This is a genomic window from Pantoea sp. XAF26B01_ASV70, assembly GCF_054512635.1.
Map to the genome: position 1 here is coordinate 3,365,401 of NZ_CM137251.1, position 18,011 is coordinate 3,383,411.

Here is an 18,011-nt window from a genome sequence, read left to right on the forward strand (position 1 = left end):
TGAAACCTGAGGATGTTGCCATGCGTTTTTTACCGCTCTGCTTGTTAGCATTGATGCTGACAGGGTGTGTTCATGAGTATCACCCGATAAGCAGCGCACCGTCCCGGCCGCAGCAATCCAGTGAACCCACCCGCAAGCCTGTGTCACGACCGGCACCGGTTAAGCTCTATACCGATGCCGCCGATCTGGTCAGCAAGCCATTCCGCGATCTGGGTGAAGTCTCCGCTGAAGATTGCCAGATGAGTAATCAGAACTCCCCAGCCAACATCGCTACTGCACGTAAACGTCTGCAGATCAAAGCGTCACAGATGAAAGCCAATGCAGTGCTGCTGCATCAGTGTGAAATCGTCACCGGCACGCCAGGCTGCTATCGTCAGGCGGTGTGTCAGGGTTCGGCACTGAAAGTCAGCAATCAATGAGTGAATTCGCCTTTGCGCAAATTGGGATAATCCGCTCACCGTGGAAGGAGAAGTTTGCCGTGCCGCGCCAGCCAGGGCTGGTGCAGGATGGCGGCGGCGAACTGCATCTGCAGCCACCTTACAATCAGCCGGAAGCGGTGCGTGGACTGGAAGCGTTCAGCCATCTCTGGCTGCTGTTTGTCTTCCATCAGACGATGGAGGGCGGCTGGCGTCCCACGGTTCGCCCTCCCCGGCTGGGCGGCAATGCGCGCATGGGTGTATTTGCGACACGTTCAACGTTCCGTCCCAATCCCATTGGCATGTCGCTGGTTGAGCTAAAAGGTATCAGGATTGAAAAACAGCAGGTGATCCTGCAGCTTGGCAGTCTGGATCTGGTCGATGGCACCCCGGTGGTGGATATCAAACCTTATCTGCCTTTTGCCGAAGCATTGCCGCATGCCCAGGCGGGTTTTGCTCAGGCGGCACCTGCGGCTGATATGCCGGTTCGCTTCTCCGCACTGGCACAACAGCAGCTTCACCAGCAGTCGCGCTACCCCAATCTGGCTCGCTTTATCAGTGAAGTGCTGGCACAGGATCCCCGTCCCGCTTACCGTCAGGGCGAAACGCAGGCGCGGGAATATGCGGCCTGGCTGATGGATTTTAATGTACGCTGGCGCATTGATGATGCCGGTACTGAAGTGATCGCTATCGACCCGCGTTAAAACCCGCTTTTGAGCCGGTGATCTCACTGGTACACTAGCCGCCAGCAAAATTCTGTCTGTGACTTTCCGATCAACTGGAACCGTAATCAATGCGTACTACTCAATATCTGCTCTCTACTCAGAAAGAGACGCCTTCCGACGCTGAAGTGATCAGCCACCAGCTGATGCTGCGCGCCGGTATGATCCGCAAACTGGCTTCTGGCTTGTACACCTGGTTACCGACCGGGGTTCGCGTGCTGAAAAAAGTCGAAAACATCGTGCGCGAAGAGATGAACAACGCGGGCGCGGTTGAGATTTTAATGCCGGTTGTGCAGCCCGCCGACCTGTGGCAGGAGAGCGGTCGCTGGGAGGAGTATGGCCCGGAACTGTTACGTATTGCAGATCGCCACGAGCGTCCGTTCGTGCTGGGTCCGACGCATGAAGAGGTGGTCACTGACCTGATCCGCAATGAGCTGAGTTCTTATAAGCAACTGCCGCTCAACCTCTATCAGATCCAGACCAAATTCCGTGATGAAGTCCGTCCGCGCTTTGGCGTGATGCGTTCACGTGAATTCATCATGAAAGATGCTTACTCGTTCCACGTTTCGCAGGAGTCGCTGCAGGAAACGTATGACGCGATGTACCGCGCCTATAGCCAGATCTTCAGCCGTATGGGTCTGGATTTCCGCGCCGTGCAGGCCGACACCGGCTCGATTGGCGGCAGCGCCTCCCATGAGTTCCAGGTTCTGGCGCAGAGCGGTGAAGATGATGTGATCTTCTCTACCGATTCTGATTACGCGGCCAATATTGAGCTGGCCGAAGCCGTCGCACCCGCCGGTGAGCGCGCAGCGCCGTCGCAGGAGATGCAACTGGTCGAGACGCCAGACGCAAAAACCATCGCGGAGCTGGTTGAGCAATTCAATGTGCCTGTTGAAAAAACAGTGAAAACGCTGATTGTTAAAGGTGCCGAAGAGAGCGGCCACGCGCTGGTTGCCCTGCTGGTACGCGGCGATCATCAGCTTAATGAGATCAAAGCGGAGAAGTCAGAGATCGTTGCGTCACCGCTGGTGTTCGCGACCGAAGAAGAGATTCGCGCCGCAGTGGGTGCCGGACCGGGTTCAATCGGCCCGGTTGGTCTGCAGATGCCTGTGATTGCTGACCGTACCGTGGCGAAGATGAGCGACTTCAGCGCCGGTGCCAACGTCGATGGTAAGCACTACTTCGGCATTAACTGGGAGCGCGATCTGCCGCTGGCCAGCGTTGCAGATATCCGTAACGTGGTCGAAGGCGATTTAAGCCCGGATGGTAAAGGCACGCTGCAGATTAAGCGTGGCATCGAAGTCGGTCATATTTTCCAGCTCGGCACCAAGTATTCTGACGCGCTGAAAGCGTCTGTTCAGGGCGAAGATGGCCGCAATCAGGTGATGAGCATGGGCTGCTACGGCATCGGCATCACCCGCGTTGTTGCGGCAGCCATTGAGCAGAACCATGACGACCGCGGCATTATCTGGCCCGCCGCACTGGCACCTTTCGAAGTTGCGATTCTGCCAATGAATATGCAGAAATCGTTCCGGGTTAAAGAGCTGGCGGAAGAGCTGTATGCCACCCTGCGTGCTAAAGGCGTTGAGGTTATTCTGGATGACCGTAAAGAGCGTCCGGGCGTGATGTTCGCTGATATGGAACTGATCGGTGTGCCACACACCATCGTCATTGGTGATCGCAATCTCGATAATCAGGAGATTGAGTACAAATCACGTCGTGCCGGTGAGAAGCAGATGATTAAGCAGGATGAAATTGTTGAATTCCTGCTGAAGGCTCTGAATAAGTAAGTTCTTAGCGTTAATCATAGCGGGCTGAATCTGGCCGCAACAGATGAGCTCAACGCGAAGGGAACCGGGTCAGGAGAGGAAAGCGTCCCGCGCCAGGGACGGTGCGGGCCGAGCGGCCATGGATGGCTTTAGCGACTTTCCGATCTGACCCCGTTCCCTGAGCAGGCTCGATCTCTTCGCCGCTCGCCCCTGACGTTGTAAGTACTCAAACGCCCCGCCTGCGGGGCGTTTTTTATTGCACCTTGCCGCGCATCGATTTAGTTGAACTGCGGCGGGCTTTTCCTTCCAGACGGCGCTCTTTTGAGGCGCGGGTCGGCCGCGTGGCGCGCCGGGCTTTTTCCACGGTACTCAGCTCCTGGATCAGATTAACCAGACGTTGCAGCGCCGCTTCACGATTCATCTCCTGACTGCGATACTCCTGCGCCTTGATCACCACAACGCCATCACCGGTAATCAAATGATGAGTGGCGGTGAGCAGCCGCTCTTTATAAAACGCGGGCAGTGAAGAGGCAGCGATATCGAAGCGCAGATGAATGGCGGTGCTGGCTTTATTGACATGTTGTCCGCCTGCGCCCTGAGCACGAATCGCCGTCAGCTCAATCTCACTCTCCGGAATCTCAACCGAACGGGATAGCATAATCATAAGCTCGCTCCCCACACCTTAACCACGTTGACCTCCGATAACCTGTTCATCAAATTAACCTTTTGTGCTCTGATTTATTCCGCCTAAGACAGCGGAATCTGTCACTTTAGCAGTGATTCGCGCACTGTTCCTGCTTTACGCAGGCTGATTTCCTCTAAATGGCTATGATATAGTCGCCAGTTAACCAGAGTATTTACGCTCTGCCGAGGAGGGCCACGTGCAAAATTATTGTGAGTTAGTTCGCCGGAAGTATGCCGAAATCGGCAGCGGGGATTTAGGTTACATACCGGATGCGATTGGCTGCGCATTGAAGGCACTTAATGATGTTGCCGCAAATACTGAGCTAAACTCTTCTGTCAGGGAACAGGCGGCCTACGCCGCTGCTAACTTATTGGTGAGCGACTATGTTGATAAATGAAGCGTACCAACCTATCAATTGCGATGATTACGATAATCTGGAACTCGCCTGCCAGAACAACTGGATGCTGTCGCTGGAAATGAAAGATGGCGAGCAGCTTAAGGCAAAAGCCAAAGAGATCTTTTCACGTAAGAACGTTGAATATCTGGCTATCGATCTTTCCGGTGAACATCGCGAATTACGTCTCGACCATATCGCCAGCTTCACCCATCCCGAGTTGGGTACGGTGGTTGTCAGCGCAGAGTAACCTACGCATTCAGGGCGGGACCTTTCCGCCCTGTTAAACTTCAGGGCTGCAACGAACTGTAGTACGCCGCTAAATCCGCCATATCGCTGTCACTCAATCCCGCCACAAACGCCTTCATGACTTCAGCCTGACCGCCACTGCGTTCGCCCTTTTTATAGGCCTGCAGCGCATGTTCCAGATAAGGTGCGTGCTGCCCGGCCAGGTCAGGATAGAGCGGCACCGCCGCTTTTCCTGCTGCGCCATGACACGCCATGCAACTGCCCGCTTTCTGTGCGCCGCGCTGCGCATCACCCGCTGCCCATGCCGGTAACACGGTGACCGCTAAACAGGCGATAAGCCACTGTTTCATTATTGTTGTTCTCCTGCGCCGGATGCCCCGTCCCAGACTATCTGCCAGCCCTGCTGATCAGGGGCCGCGCCATCACGGGTGACAAAGAGAGTCGGAACGCAGACCAGCGTCTGGTTATAAAAAATTAACGGCAGCCGTTCACGCTGCCACGGCGGTATCTGCAACTCCTGCCACAGTTTTTTCATTTCCCTTCCGCCACGACGGCCCACCAGATGGACATGACCCTGTGCGTGAAACCGCACGCTGACCTGCTCATCCGGCTCAGGATAGCGCAACAGGCTCTGCGACTGGCTGGCACGCAGCGTGCCAAGGTTCTGCGGTAACGCCAGCGGCTGGCAGAGATCGGGCCATGCCAGCGCGGTATCGCGCAGTGAACTGAACAACGGCAGCCAGTAGAGCTGCTGACGGTAACGACGGAGTTCAGCCTGACCGAATCGCAGCCGGGGCTGCGCATCCTCCCGGCTCGCCATCACTTCGTCGTGGATGCGTTTCAGCGCTTCACGGGACGGCATCGCCCCACCCTGTCCGGCGATCCAGCGCCGCAATAAGGCATTAGCACGCAGCTCACTCATGGCCATTATGGGTGGAAAGTGCAGGCTGCCATCAGGCTGGATCAGCTCTGCCAGTTGCCCGGCGAGCAGTTCATCCAGCAACTGCTCCTGCTCACTGCATAACGCCGCACTACGGGCCGTTGCCCCGGCAAAATGGGGCCAGCGCTGGTAAAGCTCAGGCAGCAGCCGCTGACGCAGAAAGTTGCGGTCGTAGCGAAGATCCTGATTGCTCTCATCTTCAATCCACACCAGCTGATGCGCGTCGGCATAGGCTTCAAGCGACTGTCGCGTCTGATTCAGCAGCGGACGCACCAGCTGATGAGAACCCAGCGCGCGTGTAGCGGGCATCGCTGCCAGCCCGGCGGGACCACTGCCGCGCTTCAGCGCCAGCAGGAATGTTTCGCACTGATCGTCGAGGTGCTGCGCAGTGAGTAACACTTCGCCCGGCTGCAGTGCCGCACTCAGCGCCTGATAACGGGCGGTGCGGGCGGCCGCTTCAATGCCATTTTCCCGGCCATCAACGTTAACGCGGAGCACTTCACAGGGCAGCTGCCACTGCGCGCAAATCGTCTGGCAATGGGTTGCCCAGCGATCGGCATTCGGGCTAAGCCCATGGTGAACATGCAGTGCCCGCAGGCGCAACTGAGGATGCTGCTGCTGCCAGCCGCGAAGCTGATGCAGCAGCACGGTTGAATCCAGTCCACCGCTGAATGCGACCACCAGGGCGGCATCAGGTTGCAAAAGGTTGTCAAAAGCGGGCAAAGACATGGCAGAATCCAGAAAATCGGGCCACTGAATGTCGCCCGCTGAGCGCGCTATTTTACGCCTGATAAAGCTCCAGCGGCAAACCATCCGGATCGGCAAAGAAAGTGCATTGTTTACCGGTCAGGTCATCAATGCGAATCGGCTCGCAGATAACGCCTTTATCAGCCAGCGTCGCGACGGCAGCGGCAACATCCGGCACGGTAAAGGCCAGATGACGCAGGCCACACGCCTCGGGATGGCTGACCCGCGCCGGCGGCTCAGGAAAAGAGAACAGCTCAATGGTATAGCGATCCTGTAGGGCCAGGTCGCCTTTCCAGGAGTCCCGCGCTTCGCGGTAATATTCGCCCATCAGACGGAAACCCAGTACGTCACAATAGAATGCTTTGCTGCGCTGATAGTCAGAGGCGATGATGGCGATGTGGTGAATAGCGGTTAACTGCAACATGTTCAATTCCCTGATTCGGGCAGGCTGTCCGCAGACACCCTGCCGCTGATAGTTGTTTAAAGTTTTATGCGAGGTCGTTTTTCAGCACGCGGACGCGATACTCGCCCTCTTCGGTCAGGCTGGCACCGTGAATATCCGTTTCGAAGCCCGGATAATGCCGTCCAATGCTGCACAGCATCAGCAGAAAATCGAGCACCGCGCGGCTCTTCTCAGTAATCATCTCGCCTGGCATCACCAGTGGAACGCCTGGCGGATAAGGCAGAATCATATTGGCCGACACCCGCCCGACCAGCTCGCTGAGATCCACCGTTTCGATGTTGCCCTTCACCTGCTGCTGAAACGCCTGATGCGGCGTCATCTTCATTTCGGGCAGGACATCAAATGCCTGCAGCATCAGACGTGGCAGATCGTGATGGCGGATCAGCTGATGGATCCCCTGCGCCAGTGTCTGGATGCGCATATTGCGATAGAAGTCAGGATCTTCGGCATAGAGATCCGGCAGCATGTTTTTCACCCGCAGATTAAGATCGTAGGCGCGTTTGAACTCGGTCAGTCCGCGCAGCACGCTCATCGCTTTGGTTTTGTCGATACCGATGCTGAACAGGAACAGCAGGTTATAGGGACCGGTTTTCTCCACCACGATGCCGCGCTCATCCAGAAACTTCGCCACCAGCGCCGCCGGGATCCCCTCTTCCGCCATCTTCCCCAGTTCGCTCATGCCCGGCGTCAGAATGGTGACTTTGATCGGATCCAGGTACATGTGATCGCGATCGGCCTGAGTAAATCCGTGCCACTCTTCGTCGCCGGGCTGGATCGGCCAGCATTGCGCTTCATCAACTTCTTCCGGCTGCCAGATATCAAAGAACCAGCTGTCAGACTCTTCGCGCAGGCGCTGGATCTCCCGACGGAAGTGCAGCGCGCGCTCCACCGAGCGATTGATCAGTCGTTTACCGGGATTGCCACGCAGCATGGCAGCAGCAGTTTCAATAGAGGAGACGATGGCGTAATTGGGCGAGGTGGTGGTGTGCATCATGTAGGCTTCGTTAAACGTCTGTTCGTCGTAGTCGCCCTTAATGTGAATCATTGATGCCTGCGAAAACGCCGCCAGCAGTTTGTGGGTCGATTGCGTCTCATACACCACTTTTCCCGGGATGCGGTCGCCACTCATGCCACTTTTACCGGCGTAGATCGGATGGAAATTAGTGTAAGGCACCCAGGCTGAATCGAAATGAATCGACGGTACATCCAGTGTCTCTTTGATGTACTGGGTATTGTAGAGCAGCCCATCATAGGTGGAGTTGGTGATCACCGCATGAACCGGCCACGTGGCACGGTCGGTGGCAGCCACCTTGAGCGAAATACTCTCGCGGGTGAACTCCTGCTTCGGGATACCGCCGAGAATACCCAACGCATTGCGGGTCGGCTTCAGCCAGATGGGGATAAGATCGCTCATCATCAGCAGATGGGTCAGTGACTTGTGGCAGTTGCGATCGATCAGCACGGTGCTGCCCGCCGGTGCGGCATACATGCCGACAATTTTGTTCGACGTTGAGGTCCCGTTGGTCACCATGTAACTCTGCTCGGCACCAAAAGTGCGTGCAATGTACTCCTCCGCTTCAAGGTGCGGACCGGTGTGATCAAGCAGCGAACCCAGTTCGGTAACGGAAATTGAGATGTCCGATTTCAGGGTATTGGCCCCGAAGAAATCGTAGAACAGGCAGCCCACCGGGCTCTTCTGAAACGCGGTACCCGCCATATGGCCCGGCGTGCAGAAGGTGTACTTGCCCTCTTTCACATAGGTGAACAGCGCTTTAGTCAGCGGCGGCGTAATGTGGTCGAGATAGTCATCGGTATATTGCCGGATGTGCAGCGCGATATCGTCGGCGGCATTCAGCGCGTACTCAAAAAAGTGCAGCGGCATGCGCATCTCATTGACGCTGATGTCCATCTGCGAGTGGGTGTTGATAAAGGCGTACAGCGGCAGATATTCGTTGAGCTGATTAATCTCACGGCAGAGTTCCGGACTGTTGTGCGCGTCCCAGTCGAAGATGACGCCGCTGATACGCGGATTGTGCTCGATCAGTTTCAGCAGATCGTCACTGTTTTTCGGGTAAAGCAGCCTGAAGCCTTGCAGATTTAACGCCGCGTCGAGTTCGCGTAACGGTTCATCTTTATAAAACACGCCGTGCGCGCCCATGATCGCCAGAATATTCAATGCCCATCTCCCTGATTATTGTGGAACCGGACAAGCATAACCGCTAACCCGCGGAAGGTGTAGCAAGGCGGCTATCGGATGGCGCTGAAAGAGAGGGGAATAGCGTGCGGAGATAAACCGGCGGCATAAAAAAAGCGGACCGGAGTCCGCTTTTACAGATGGGGCTAAATCAGGCGTAGCCGTAGCTCATCAGGCGCTGATAACGACGATCCAGCAGCTCTTCAGTGCTAAATCCATCGAGATCGGCCAGATCGGCCAGCAGCTGCTGCTTCAGTGACTGCGCCATATCAACCGGACGGCGATGCGCGCCACCCAGTGGCTCAGGGATCACGGAGTCAATCAGCTTCAGCTCTTTCAGACGGTGAGCGGTAATGCCCATCGCTTCAGCGGCCAGCGGCGCTTTGTCAGCGCTTTTCCACAGAATGGATGCACAGCCTTCCGGCGATATCACTGAATAGGTGCTGTACTGCAGCATATTCACTTTATCGCCCACGCCAATCGCCAGCGCACCGCCTGAACCGCCCTCACCGATGACCGTACAGATCACCGGCACTTTCAGGCCAGACATTTCACGCAGGTTGCGGGCAATCGCTTCAGACTGCCCACGCTCTTCCGCGCCCACACCCGGATAGGCACCCGGTGTGTCGATGAAGGTGATGATTGGCATTTTGAAACGCTCAGCCATCTCCATCAGGCGCAGCGCTTTGCGATAGCCTTCCGGTGCTGGCATGCCGAAGTTACGGCGAATTTTCTCTTTGGTTTCACGGCCTTTCTGGTGCCCGATGATCATCACCGGACGTCCATCAAGACGTGCAATCCCGCCCACAATCGCTTTGTCATCGGCATAAGCACGGTCGCCCGCCAGCTCATCGAAATCGTCGAAGGCGTTGCGCACGTAGTCAAAGGTGTAAGGACGCAAAGGATGACGCGCCAGCTGAGCGATTTGCCATGCGCCCAAATCGGCGAAGATCTTACGGGTCAGCTCAACGCTTTTCTCACGCAGACGCTGAACTTCTTCATCCAGATTAACGTGTTTATCATCCTGACGACCAATTGAGGTCAGCGAATCGATCTTCGCTTCCAGTTCTGCAATTGGCTGTTCAAAATCCAGGTAATTAAGACTCATAATGTTCCTGTTCTAGTCAAACTCCAGTTCCACCTGCTCCGATCCAATCAACGAGCGCAGATCGTTAAGTAAACGATCGCTGGGCGAAATTCGCCACGCTGCACCAAAGCGCAGCTTCGCTCGCGCGTCGGCTCTCTGATAGTAGAGATGCACCGGAATAGTCCCTGATCGATGAGGTTCCAGAGACTGACGGAGTCGGTTTAATAGCTGGTCATCAATTTGCCTGTCCGTCAGCGAGATAGCAAGTCCGCGCGCGTATTTTTCGCGAGCTTCGTCGATGTCCATGACTTCACGAGCGGTCATTTTAAGGCCACCACTGAAGTCATCAAAGCTGACCTGTCCGCTGACGATCAGAATTCGGTCTTTCTCCAGCAACTGCTGGTATTTATCTAACGCATCGGTAAATAACATCACCTCAAGACGACCGGAGCGATCGTCCAGAGTACAGATACCAATTCGGTTGCCGCGTTTGGTGACCATTACCCGTGCCGCGATCACCAGACCGGCCGCCACGGTAATTTTACCCCGATCGGTAGGATGCATATCTTTCAGCCGCACCCCGCCAACGTAACGCTCAATTTCTTTCAGGTACTGATTAATCGGGTGGCCGGTAAGGTAAAGCCCCAGCGTTTCCCGTTCGCCATCCAGCTGCACCTGCTCAGGCCACGGCGTGACGCTGGCGTACGATTTCTCAACCTGCTCCGGCTCTTCCGCCAGTACGCCAAACATATCAGCCTGGCCAATCGCTTCCGCTTTCGCGTGCTGATCGGCCGCTTTTAACGCGTCACTGAGTGAACTCATCAGCGCAGCGCGATGCGGTCCAAGGCGATCAAAGGCCCCGGACATGATCAATTTTTCCATTACCCGACGGTTGATCTTTTTGGTGTCGGTACGGGCGCAGAGATCAAACAACTCGCGGAAATAACCGCCTTCGTTACGGGCGTCGATGATCGCTTCGATCGGGCCTTCACCGACGCCTTTGATCGCGCCGATACCGTAAACGATCTCGCCCGCGTCATTAACATGGAACTGATAGAGACCGGAGTTGATATCAGGCGGCAGGACTTTCAGTCCCATCCGCCAGCACTCATCGACCAGGCCAACCACTTTCTCGGTGTTATCCATATCGGCGGTCATGACCGCAGCCATAAACTCAGCCGGATAGTGCGCCTTCAGCCACAACGTCTGGTAGGAGACGAGTGCGTAGGCCGCAGAGTGTGACTTGTTAAAGCCATAACCTGCAAATTTTTCTACCAGATCGAAGATCTTCATCGACAGTTCCCCGTCGATGCCCATACTTTCGGCACCGTCGCGGAATACAGAACGCTGTTTGGCCATCTCCTCGGGTTTCTTTTTACCCATGGCGCGACGCAGCATATCCGCACCGCCCAGCGTGTAACCGGAGAGAACCTGGGCGATCTGCATCACCTGTTCCTGATAGAGGATGATGCCGTAGGTCGGTTCCAGCACCGGTTTCAGGCTTTCGTGCTGCCACTGAATGTCGGGATAGGAGATCGCTTCACGGCCATGCTTACGGTCAATGAAGTTATCCACCATGCCGGACTGCAGTGGGCCAGGACGGAACAGCGCCACCAGTGCGATCATATCTTCGAAGCAGTCGGGCTTCAGACGCTTAATCAGATCTTTCATGCCGCGCGATTCAAGCTGGAACACCGCAGTGGTTTCCGAGCGCTGCAGCATATCGAAGCTTTTCTTATCGTCCAGCGGGATAGAGGCGATATCGATCGGCTCCAGCCCCTGCTTTTCCCGGCGCGGGTTGATCATCTTCAGCGCCCAGTCGATGATGGTCAGCGTACGCAGACCCAGGAAGTCGAACTTCACCAGGCCGGCATATTCCACATCATTTTTATCGAACTGAGTTACCGGGAACTGCCCATGCTCATCACAATAGAGCGGCGCAAAATCGGTGATCTTCGTTGGCGCAATGACCACGCCGCCCGCATGTTTACCGGCGTTACGCGTGACCCCTTCCAGCTTGCGCGCCATGTCGATCAGCGCTTTAACCTCTTCGTCCGCGTCATACATGGCGGGAAGCTGCGGTTCAGCAATAAAAGCTTTTTCCAGCGTCATGCCGGGATCGGGCGGGATCAGTTTTGAAATGCGGTCAACGAAGCCGTAAGGATGTCCCAGCACGCGGCCCACATCGCGAATGACCGCTTTCGCCGCCATGGTGCCGAAGGTAATAATCTGGGAAACCGCTTCACGTCCGTACATATCTGCAACGTGTTCGATCACCTGATCGCGCTTCTCCATGCAGAAGTCGACGTCGAAATCGGGCATCGAGACGCGTTCCGGGTTCAGGAAGCGTTCGAACAGCAGGTCAAATTCCAGCGGATCGATATCGGTGATTTTCAGCGCATAGGCCACCAGCGAACCGGCACCGGAACCACGCCCCGGCCCGACCGGCACGCCGTTGTCCTTGGACCACTGGATGAACTCCATTACGATCAGGAAGTAGCCGGGGAAACCCATCTGGTTAATAACGTTGAGTTCAATCTCCAGACGTTCATCATATTCCGGGCGTTTCTCAAGGCGTTCGGCTTCGTCCGGGAACAGGAACTCAAGACGCTCTTCCAGACCCTCACGGGATTTCACCACCAGATAATCTTCGGTGGTCATATCACCGGTCGGGAACTGCGGCAGGAAGTATTCGCCCAGCCGGACCGTGACGTTACAACGCTTAGCAATCTCTACGCTGTTTTCCAGCGCTTCCGGGATGTCCGAGAAGAGCTCGCACATCTCCTCTTCGCTGCGCATATATTGCTGAGGACTGTAGTTGCGCGGACGCTTGGGATCATCCAGCGTATAGCCGTCATGAATGGCAACGCGAATTTCGTGCGCATCGAAATCTTCTGCATTGATAAAGCAGACTTCATTGGTGGCAACCACCGGTATTCCCTCTGCAATCGCCAGTTCAACTGCCGCATGCAGGTAGCTCTCTTCGTCCTGACGGCCGGTACGAATCAGCTCCAGGTAGTAGCGATCGGGGAAATGTTGCTGGTAAAACGACAGGCATTGCGAAACCAGGGCATTGTTGCCGCGCAGCAGGCTGCGACCCACATCGCCACGCCGTCCGCCAGACAGCAGGATTAATCCTTCCTGCAATTCAATCAGCCAGTCGCGGTCGATGATCGGTCCGTCCACGCCATACCCACGCTGATAGGCACGGGAGATCAGCAGCGTCAGGTTCTGGTATCCGGTATTACTGGACGCCAGCACGGTAAGCTGAGTCAGTTCATCCCCCATCAGCTCACTGGCAACGTTGAAATCGGCACCAATGACCGGCTTTATCCCTGCGCTATGTGCGCCACCGTAAAATTTCACCAGGCCACAGAGGTTAGTGAAGTCGGTAATCGCGATAGCCGGCATGCCAAGGGCAGCCGCCTTCTTGATTAACGGCCCGGTTTTCGCCAGGCCATCAACCATCGAATAGTCACTGTGGACACGCAGATGTATAAAACGGGGTTCAGCCATATCAGTTTCCGGTTAAAACAGCGTCAGGCTATTAAAGCGTAAGGGTCTGGCGTGCAGCCAGTACTTCAGCATCGAGCAGCGCATTGCGTACGGGCGCAAAACTGCGACGGTGGTGCGGCGTGACGCCATACTGCGTCAGTTTTTCTATATGCAGCGCCGTCGGATAACCTTTGTGCTGCGCAAAACCATACTGCGGGAACAGCAGATCGAGTTCGGTCATCTCCTGGTCACGCGACACTTTGGCGATGATCGATGCTGCACTGATTTCGGCAACCAGACTATCCCCTTTAACTACCGCCTGTGAAGGCATTGGCAGTGCAGGGCAACGATTGCCATCAATCAGCACATAATCGGGCTGAATGCCGAGGCCAGCTACGGCGCGCTGCATCGCCAGCATAGTGGCATGCAGAATGTTGAGCTGATCGATCTCTTCAGGCTCTGCGCGTCCCAGACTCCATGCCAGCGCTTTCTCTTTGATTTCGTCATACAACGCCAGGCGGCGCTTTTCAGACAGTTTCTTCGAGTCGGCCAGGCCGGTAATCGGGTTTGCCGGATCGAGGATCACCGCGGCAGTAACGACCGCGCCAACCAGCGGACCGCGCCCCACTTCGTCCACACCGGCAATCAGTCTGGCGACAGGATAGATAAAATCAGGCATTCACCAGCTCCAGTACCGCATCCGCTGCCTGCTCATCGGCGTTCCAGCGGATCTGTTGATGTAATTCATGAAACGTCTGCAGGAGTGTTTCTCGCTCAGGCCCGGCATGCAGCAGCGGAGCTAACGCTGCGGCCAGGGCTTCAGGCTGACACTCATCCTGCAGTAACTCTTTGACCAGCTCACGCCCTGCCAGCAGGTTTGGCAGCGAGACGTAAGGGGTTTTGACCAGCCGTTTCGCCAGCCAGAAGGTGGCCGGCTTCATGCGATAACCGACGACCATTGGGCATTTTGCCAGCATGCACTCCAGTGCGGCAGTGCCTGACGCCAGGAGTGCGGCATCGCTCGCAATCATCGCCTCACGTCCCTGACCATCAAGCAGATGCATCGGCAGTTCGGGGGCGGTTTCGGCTTTAATCTTCTCAAACTGTTCGCGGCGACGGGCGTTGACCAGCGGCACCACGATTTCCAGTGCCGGATAGTGACGACGCAGCAACTGAGCGGTTTTCAGAAAATCGGCGCTGAGCATTTCCACTTCCGCACCCCGGCTGCCGGGCAGCAAGGCCAGGCAGAGCGCATCATCGGCAATGCCCAGATGACGGCGTGCAGCCAGCTTATCGGGTTGCAGCGGCATGGCATCCGCCATGGTGTGACCGATAAAACGACAGGGAACGTTATAGCGATCGTAAAAAGCTTTTTCAAATGGCAGGAACGCCAGCACCAGATCGGTGTTACGACCAATCTTAAAGACACGCTTTTGCCGCCATGCCCACACCGAGGGGCTGACATAGTGGATAGTGCGAATGCCAGTGCGTTTAAGATTGCCTTCCAGCGTGATATTGAAATCGGGCGCATCAATCCCGACAAAGACATCGGGTCTGAGTTCGGTAAAACGCCGGGTGAGATCGCGACGGATTGTCAGCAGGCGTCGCAGGCGACCGAGCACCTCGACAATGCCCATCACCGCCAGCTCTTCCATCTCATACCAGGCTTCACACCCTTCTGCCTGCATCAGAGGACCCGCCACGCCGACAAAGCGTGCATCCGGATGACGGGCTTTCAGGGCACGGATCAGACCTGCACCAAGAATATCGCCGGAGGTTTCTCCGGCGACCAGGGCAATCGTTAAGGGACGCGCTGACATGGATTAACGAATTAATCCACGGGTTGAACGGGTGAAGAAATCGTAGAAAGGTTGCACTTCGCTGTGCTGCTGTGCGATGGCTTCGATCTCCGGTTTCACTTCCTCCAGCGTTCTGCCGCTGCGATAGAGCAACTTATAGGCGTTGCGGATAGCGTGCAACGACTCTTTGCTGAAGCCGCGACGCTTGAGACCTTCGATATTGATCCCGAACGGCGTAGCGTGGTTGCCCTGCGCAATAACGTAAGGCGGCACATCCTGCGCCACGCCCGAACAGCCGCCAACCATCACGTGAGCACCGATGATGCACCACTGATGTACCGCTGTCATGCCGCCAATAATGGCGAAATCATCGACCGTCACGTGACCACCCAGGGTGGCGTTGTTGGCGAAGATACAGCGGTTGCCAATCACGCAGTCATGCGCGATGTGAGCATTAACCATCAGCAGATTATCGCTGCCCACTGTGGTGACCTGGCCACCCTGCGTGGTGCCGCGATGAATCGTCACGCTTTCACGGATACGGTTACGATCACCGATCTCAACCCGTGTTGGCTCACCGGCATATTTCAGATCCTGATTCACTTCGCCAATTGAGGCGAACTGATAAATCTGATTATCTTTACCGATGCGCGTGTGGCCGTTCACCACAACATGTGACTTCAGTACCGTTCCTTCACCGATCTCAACATTCGCACCAATAAAGCAAAACGGGCCAATGTGAACGCGGGCGCCAATAATAGCGCCCTCTTCGATGACAGAACTGGGATGGATAGTGGCTGTTGGATCAATCACGAATTATGCCTCCCGGCTGCGGGCACACATCATGGTCGCTTCACAAACGATTTTACCGTCGACAGTCGCCACGCCTTTAAAGCGGGTCAGACCACGGCGGGTTTTCTCGAAAGTGACTTCCATGATCATTTGGTCGCCAGGTACCACAGGGCGCTTGAAACGGGCACTGTCGATACCGGCAAAGTAGTAGAGTTCGCCTGGCTCCAGTTTACCTACGCTTTTAAACGCCAGAATACCGGTAGCCTGCGCCATCGCTTCCAGGATCAGAACGCCAGGAAAAATCGGTTTACCAGGGAAATGCCCCTGGAAAAACGGTTCATTAACAGAAACGTTCTTCACTGCACGCAGGTATTTGTGCTCTTCAAATTCCAGCACGCGGTCTACCAGCAGAAACGGATAGCGGTGCGGCAGCAGCTCTAAAATCTCTTCAATTTTCAGAGTATGAGTTTCAGTAGTCAAAATACTCTTCCTGTCCTAAAAATCTGATGACATCAATAACACGGCCTGCACAGATCAAAATGATCTTCCGCAGGCCGCAAATAGGTTCTGTGGCGCCGGGCTTCCCTGCTTAACATTTTTATTATGAAAGCCGGTCAGTTTTGGGATGGCGGTTAGTCGTCTTTGCCGACCTTGCGCTCGATGGCTTTTAAGCGTTTGCTCATGTCATCGATGTTCATCACCAGCGCTGCAGTTTTGCGCCAGGTTTTGTTGGGTTGCAGCGGAATGCCTGATGAATAGACACCAGGCTCTGTGATAGGACGCATGACCATACCCATACCGGTCACCGTTACTTTGTCACAGATTTCCATATGGCCGTTAATGACGCTGGCACCGCCAATCATACAGTAACGCCCAATTTTCAAACTACCCGCCATGATCACACCGCCTGCAACCGCAGTATTGTCGCCAATAACTACGTTGTGAGCGATCTGGCACTGGTTGTCTATGATAACACCATTGCCGATCAGAGTGTTATCCAGCGCACCGCGATCGATAGTGGTGCAGGCACCTATTTCTACGCGATCGCCGATTATCACCGCGCCTAACTGCGGGATTTTCACCCAGTTACCACGATCGTTGGCATAGCCGAAACCATCAGAACCGATGACGGTACCTGACTGAATCAGGCAATCCTGACCGATTTCAATTTCGTGATAAACAGAGACGTTGGCCCAGAGACGGGTACCGCTGCCGATACGGGTTTTTTTGCCAACAAAACATCCTGCACCAATGACCACGTTATCGCCCAGCTCAACATCCGCTTCGATCACCGCATTGGCGCCAATGGCGACGTTGCTCCCGAGTCGGGCTAAGGGATCGATCACTGCACTGGGGGCAATATTTTGCGCTGGCTGTGGCGTGGTATCGAGTATTTGTGCCATACGCGCATAGGTCAGGTAGGGATCTTTCACCACCAGCGCTGCGGTATTGCACCACTCCAGATCCGCTTCCGTCAGCACCACGGCTGAGGCCTTAATCAGGGCGAGTTGCTCGCGGTAACGGCTGTTTGCAAGAAAAGTGATTTGGCCAGTTGTGGCGGATTGCATAGAAGCAATGCCGGAGATGACGATATCGCCATCTCCGTGCAATTCTGCATCCAACTGCTGGGCTAAATCAGCCAGTCGAATAGATGACATGAATTATTTAACCTGTTTCAGCACGTCAGCAGTGATGTCTTTTGCGTTTGACGCATAAGCCACCGCGTTAGCGTCGATCACGACGTCGTAACCATCGCTGTCAGCGACTTTCTTCACGGCATCCTGAATACGGCTCAGCAGCTTGTTACGCTCTTCCATCTGACGACGGCGATTATCCTGCTCAAAAGACTGGGCTTTTGTAGAGAAAGCTTCACGCTGAGACATGACATCTTTTTCCATACGGCTGCGTTCGCTCGCCTTCATGGTAGAACCGTCACGCTGCAGACGCTGCATTTTGGTTTGCAGATCGCGCTCCTGGCTCTGCAACTCAGTTGCACGGCCTTTGAACTCGTTTTCCAGCTGTTTAGCAACAGTCGCACGTTGCGGTAACTGTTGGAAAATGCTGGACACGTTTACCACTGCAATTTTGTCGGCAGCCTGAACACCAGCGGAGACCGCTAAAGCAAGACCCAGACCTGCGGCACACAACAACTTTTTCACTATAAACTCCTTACCATCAACGTTTGTGTCAGCGACACAGTGTTTGCCCCGGAACAGCAACAGGTGCTGTCCGGCAGCAATACTTCAGCTATGCATCCAT

18 protein-coding genes are annotated in these 18,011 nt (G+C 55.4%); 5 read left to right on the top strand and 13 right to left on the bottom strand.

Annotated elements, in window-relative coordinates; all coding sequences use genetic code 11:
* Positions 1-20: 20 nt before the first annotated feature.
* From rcsF to proS, 3 genes are all read left to right on the top strand, one after another.
* On the top strand, positions 21-419 hold the full coding sequence (rcsF, locus tag ACX8ZY_RS15975) for an Rcs stress response system protein RcsF (protein WP_010254182.1): 399 nt from the start codon (positions 21-23) through the stop codon (positions 417-419).
* Positions 416-1,120, top strand: a complete 705-nt coding sequence (tsaA, locus tag ACX8ZY_RS15980) for a tRNA (N6-threonylcarbamoyladenosine(37)-N6)-methyltransferase TrmO (protein WP_158131983.1) — start codon at positions 416-418, stop codon at positions 1,118-1,120. The genes rcsF and tsaA overlap by 4 nt, the downstream gene beginning before the upstream one ends.
* An 89-nt stretch (positions 1,121-1,209) precedes the next feature.
* Complete coding sequence (gene proS / locus ACX8ZY_RS15985) at positions 1,210-2,928, top strand: proline--tRNA ligase (RefSeq protein WP_022625458.1); 1,719 nt, start codon at positions 1,210-1,212, stop codon at positions 2,926-2,928.
* A gap of 232 nt (positions 2,929-3,160) precedes the next feature.
* Here proS and arfB read toward each other — a convergent pair whose 3' ends face one another.
* Positions 3,161-3,571 carry an alternative ribosome rescue aminoacyl-tRNA hydrolase ArfB gene (gene arfB, locus ACX8ZY_RS15990; RefSeq protein ID WP_010254175.1) on the bottom strand — a complete coding sequence of 137 codons (411 nt, stop codon included), beginning with the start codon at positions 3,569-3,571 and terminating at the stop codon, positions 3,161-3,163.
* Between the two features lie 217 nt (positions 3,572-3,788).
* Between arfB and ACX8ZY_RS15995 the strand changes: the two genes are divergently transcribed.
* Together ACX8ZY_RS15995 and rof are read left to right on the top strand one after the other, a co-directional pair.
* Positions 3,789-3,989 carry a YaeP family protein gene (locus ACX8ZY_RS15995; RefSeq protein WP_010254172.1) on the top strand — a complete coding sequence of 67 codons (201 nt, stop codon included), beginning with the start codon at positions 3,789-3,791 and terminating at the stop codon, positions 3,987-3,989.
* On the top strand, positions 3,976-4,236 hold the full coding sequence (gene rof, locus ACX8ZY_RS16000) for a Rho-binding antiterminator (protein WP_010254167.1): 261 nt from the start codon (positions 3,976-3,978) through the stop codon (positions 4,234-4,236). Before ACX8ZY_RS15995 ends, rof begins: the two co-directional genes overlap by 14 nt.
* A gap of 40 nt (positions 4,237-4,276) precedes the next feature.
* Here rof and ACX8ZY_RS16005 read toward each other — a convergent pair whose 3' ends face one another.
* From ACX8ZY_RS16005 to skp, 12 genes are all read right to left on the bottom strand, one after another.
* Positions 4,277-4,585 (bottom strand): c-type cytochrome, encoded by a 309-nt coding sequence (locus ACX8ZY_RS16005; protein WP_010254164.1) that lies wholly within the window; start codon positions 4,583-4,585, stop codon positions 4,277-4,279.
* On the bottom strand, positions 4,585-5,904 hold the full coding sequence (tilS, locus tag ACX8ZY_RS16010) for a tRNA lysidine(34) synthetase TilS (protein WP_158131984.1): 1,320 nt from the start codon (positions 5,902-5,904) through the stop codon (positions 4,585-4,587). Before tilS ends, ACX8ZY_RS16005 begins: the two co-directional genes overlap by 1 nt.
* A 52-nt stretch (positions 5,905-5,956) precedes the next feature.
* The gene (locus tag ACX8ZY_RS16015) at positions 5,957-6,346 is read right to left on the bottom strand and encodes a VOC family protein (protein WP_010671867.1); all 390 of its coding nucleotides are present in this window, start codon (positions 6,344-6,346) and stop codon (positions 5,957-5,959) included.
* A gap of 64 nt (positions 6,347-6,410) precedes the next feature.
* Positions 6,411-8,561, bottom strand: coding sequence for a lysine decarboxylase LdcC (locus ACX8ZY_RS16020; RefSeq protein WP_158131985.1), 2,151 nt, complete (start codon positions 8,559-8,561; stop codon positions 6,411-6,413).
* Between the two features lie 169 nt (positions 8,562-8,730).
* Positions 8,731-9,687: an acetyl-CoA carboxylase carboxyl transferase subunit alpha gene (gene accA, locus ACX8ZY_RS16025; RefSeq protein ID WP_010254150.1), complete on the bottom strand. Its 957-nt coding sequence runs from the start codon at positions 9,685-9,687 to the stop codon at positions 8,731-8,733.
* A 12-nt stretch (positions 9,688-9,699) separates the two neighbouring features.
* Positions 9,700-13,182 carry a DNA polymerase III subunit alpha gene (dnaE, locus tag ACX8ZY_RS16030; RefSeq protein WP_010671865.1) on the bottom strand — a complete coding sequence of 1,161 codons (3,483 nt, stop codon included), beginning with the start codon at positions 13,180-13,182 and terminating at the stop codon, positions 9,700-9,702.
* 31 nt (positions 13,183-13,213) lie between these two features.
* On the bottom strand, positions 13,214-13,840 hold the full coding sequence (gene rnhB, locus ACX8ZY_RS16035) for a ribonuclease HII (protein ID WP_010254141.1): 627 nt from the start codon (positions 13,838-13,840) through the stop codon (positions 13,214-13,216).
* Positions 13,833-14,981 (bottom strand): lipid-A-disaccharide synthase, encoded by a 1,149-nt coding sequence (gene lpxB / locus ACX8ZY_RS16040; RefSeq protein WP_421665084.1) that lies wholly within the window; start codon positions 14,979-14,981, stop codon positions 13,833-13,835. Before lpxB ends, rnhB begins: the two co-directional genes overlap by 8 nt.
* Before the next feature lie 3 nt (positions 14,982-14,984).
* Complete coding sequence (lpxA, locus tag ACX8ZY_RS16045; RefSeq protein WP_010254134.1) at positions 14,985-15,773, bottom strand: acyl-ACP--UDP-N-acetylglucosamine O-acyltransferase; 789 nt, start codon at positions 15,771-15,773, stop codon at positions 14,985-14,987.
* Positions 15,774-15,776: 3 nt separating this feature from the next.
* Positions 15,777-16,232, bottom strand: a complete 456-nt coding sequence (gene fabZ, locus ACX8ZY_RS16050) for a 3-hydroxyacyl-ACP dehydratase FabZ (RefSeq protein WP_003852639.1) — start codon at positions 16,230-16,232, stop codon at positions 15,777-15,779.
* Positions 16,233-16,384: 152 nt separating this feature from the next.
* A complete protein-coding gene (gene lpxD, locus ACX8ZY_RS16055; RefSeq protein ID WP_421665085.1) occupies positions 16,385-17,410 on the bottom strand; it encodes a UDP-3-O-(3-hydroxymyristoyl)glucosamine N-acyltransferase in 1,026 nt (341 codons plus the stop codon).
* A gap of 3 nt (positions 17,411-17,413) precedes the next feature.
* The gene (gene skp, locus ACX8ZY_RS16060; RefSeq protein WP_010254125.1) at positions 17,414-17,911 is read right to left on the bottom strand and encodes a molecular chaperone Skp; all 498 of its coding nucleotides are present in this window, start codon (positions 17,909-17,911) and stop codon (positions 17,414-17,416) included.
* Between the last annotated feature and the right edge of the window lie 100 nt (positions 17,912-18,011).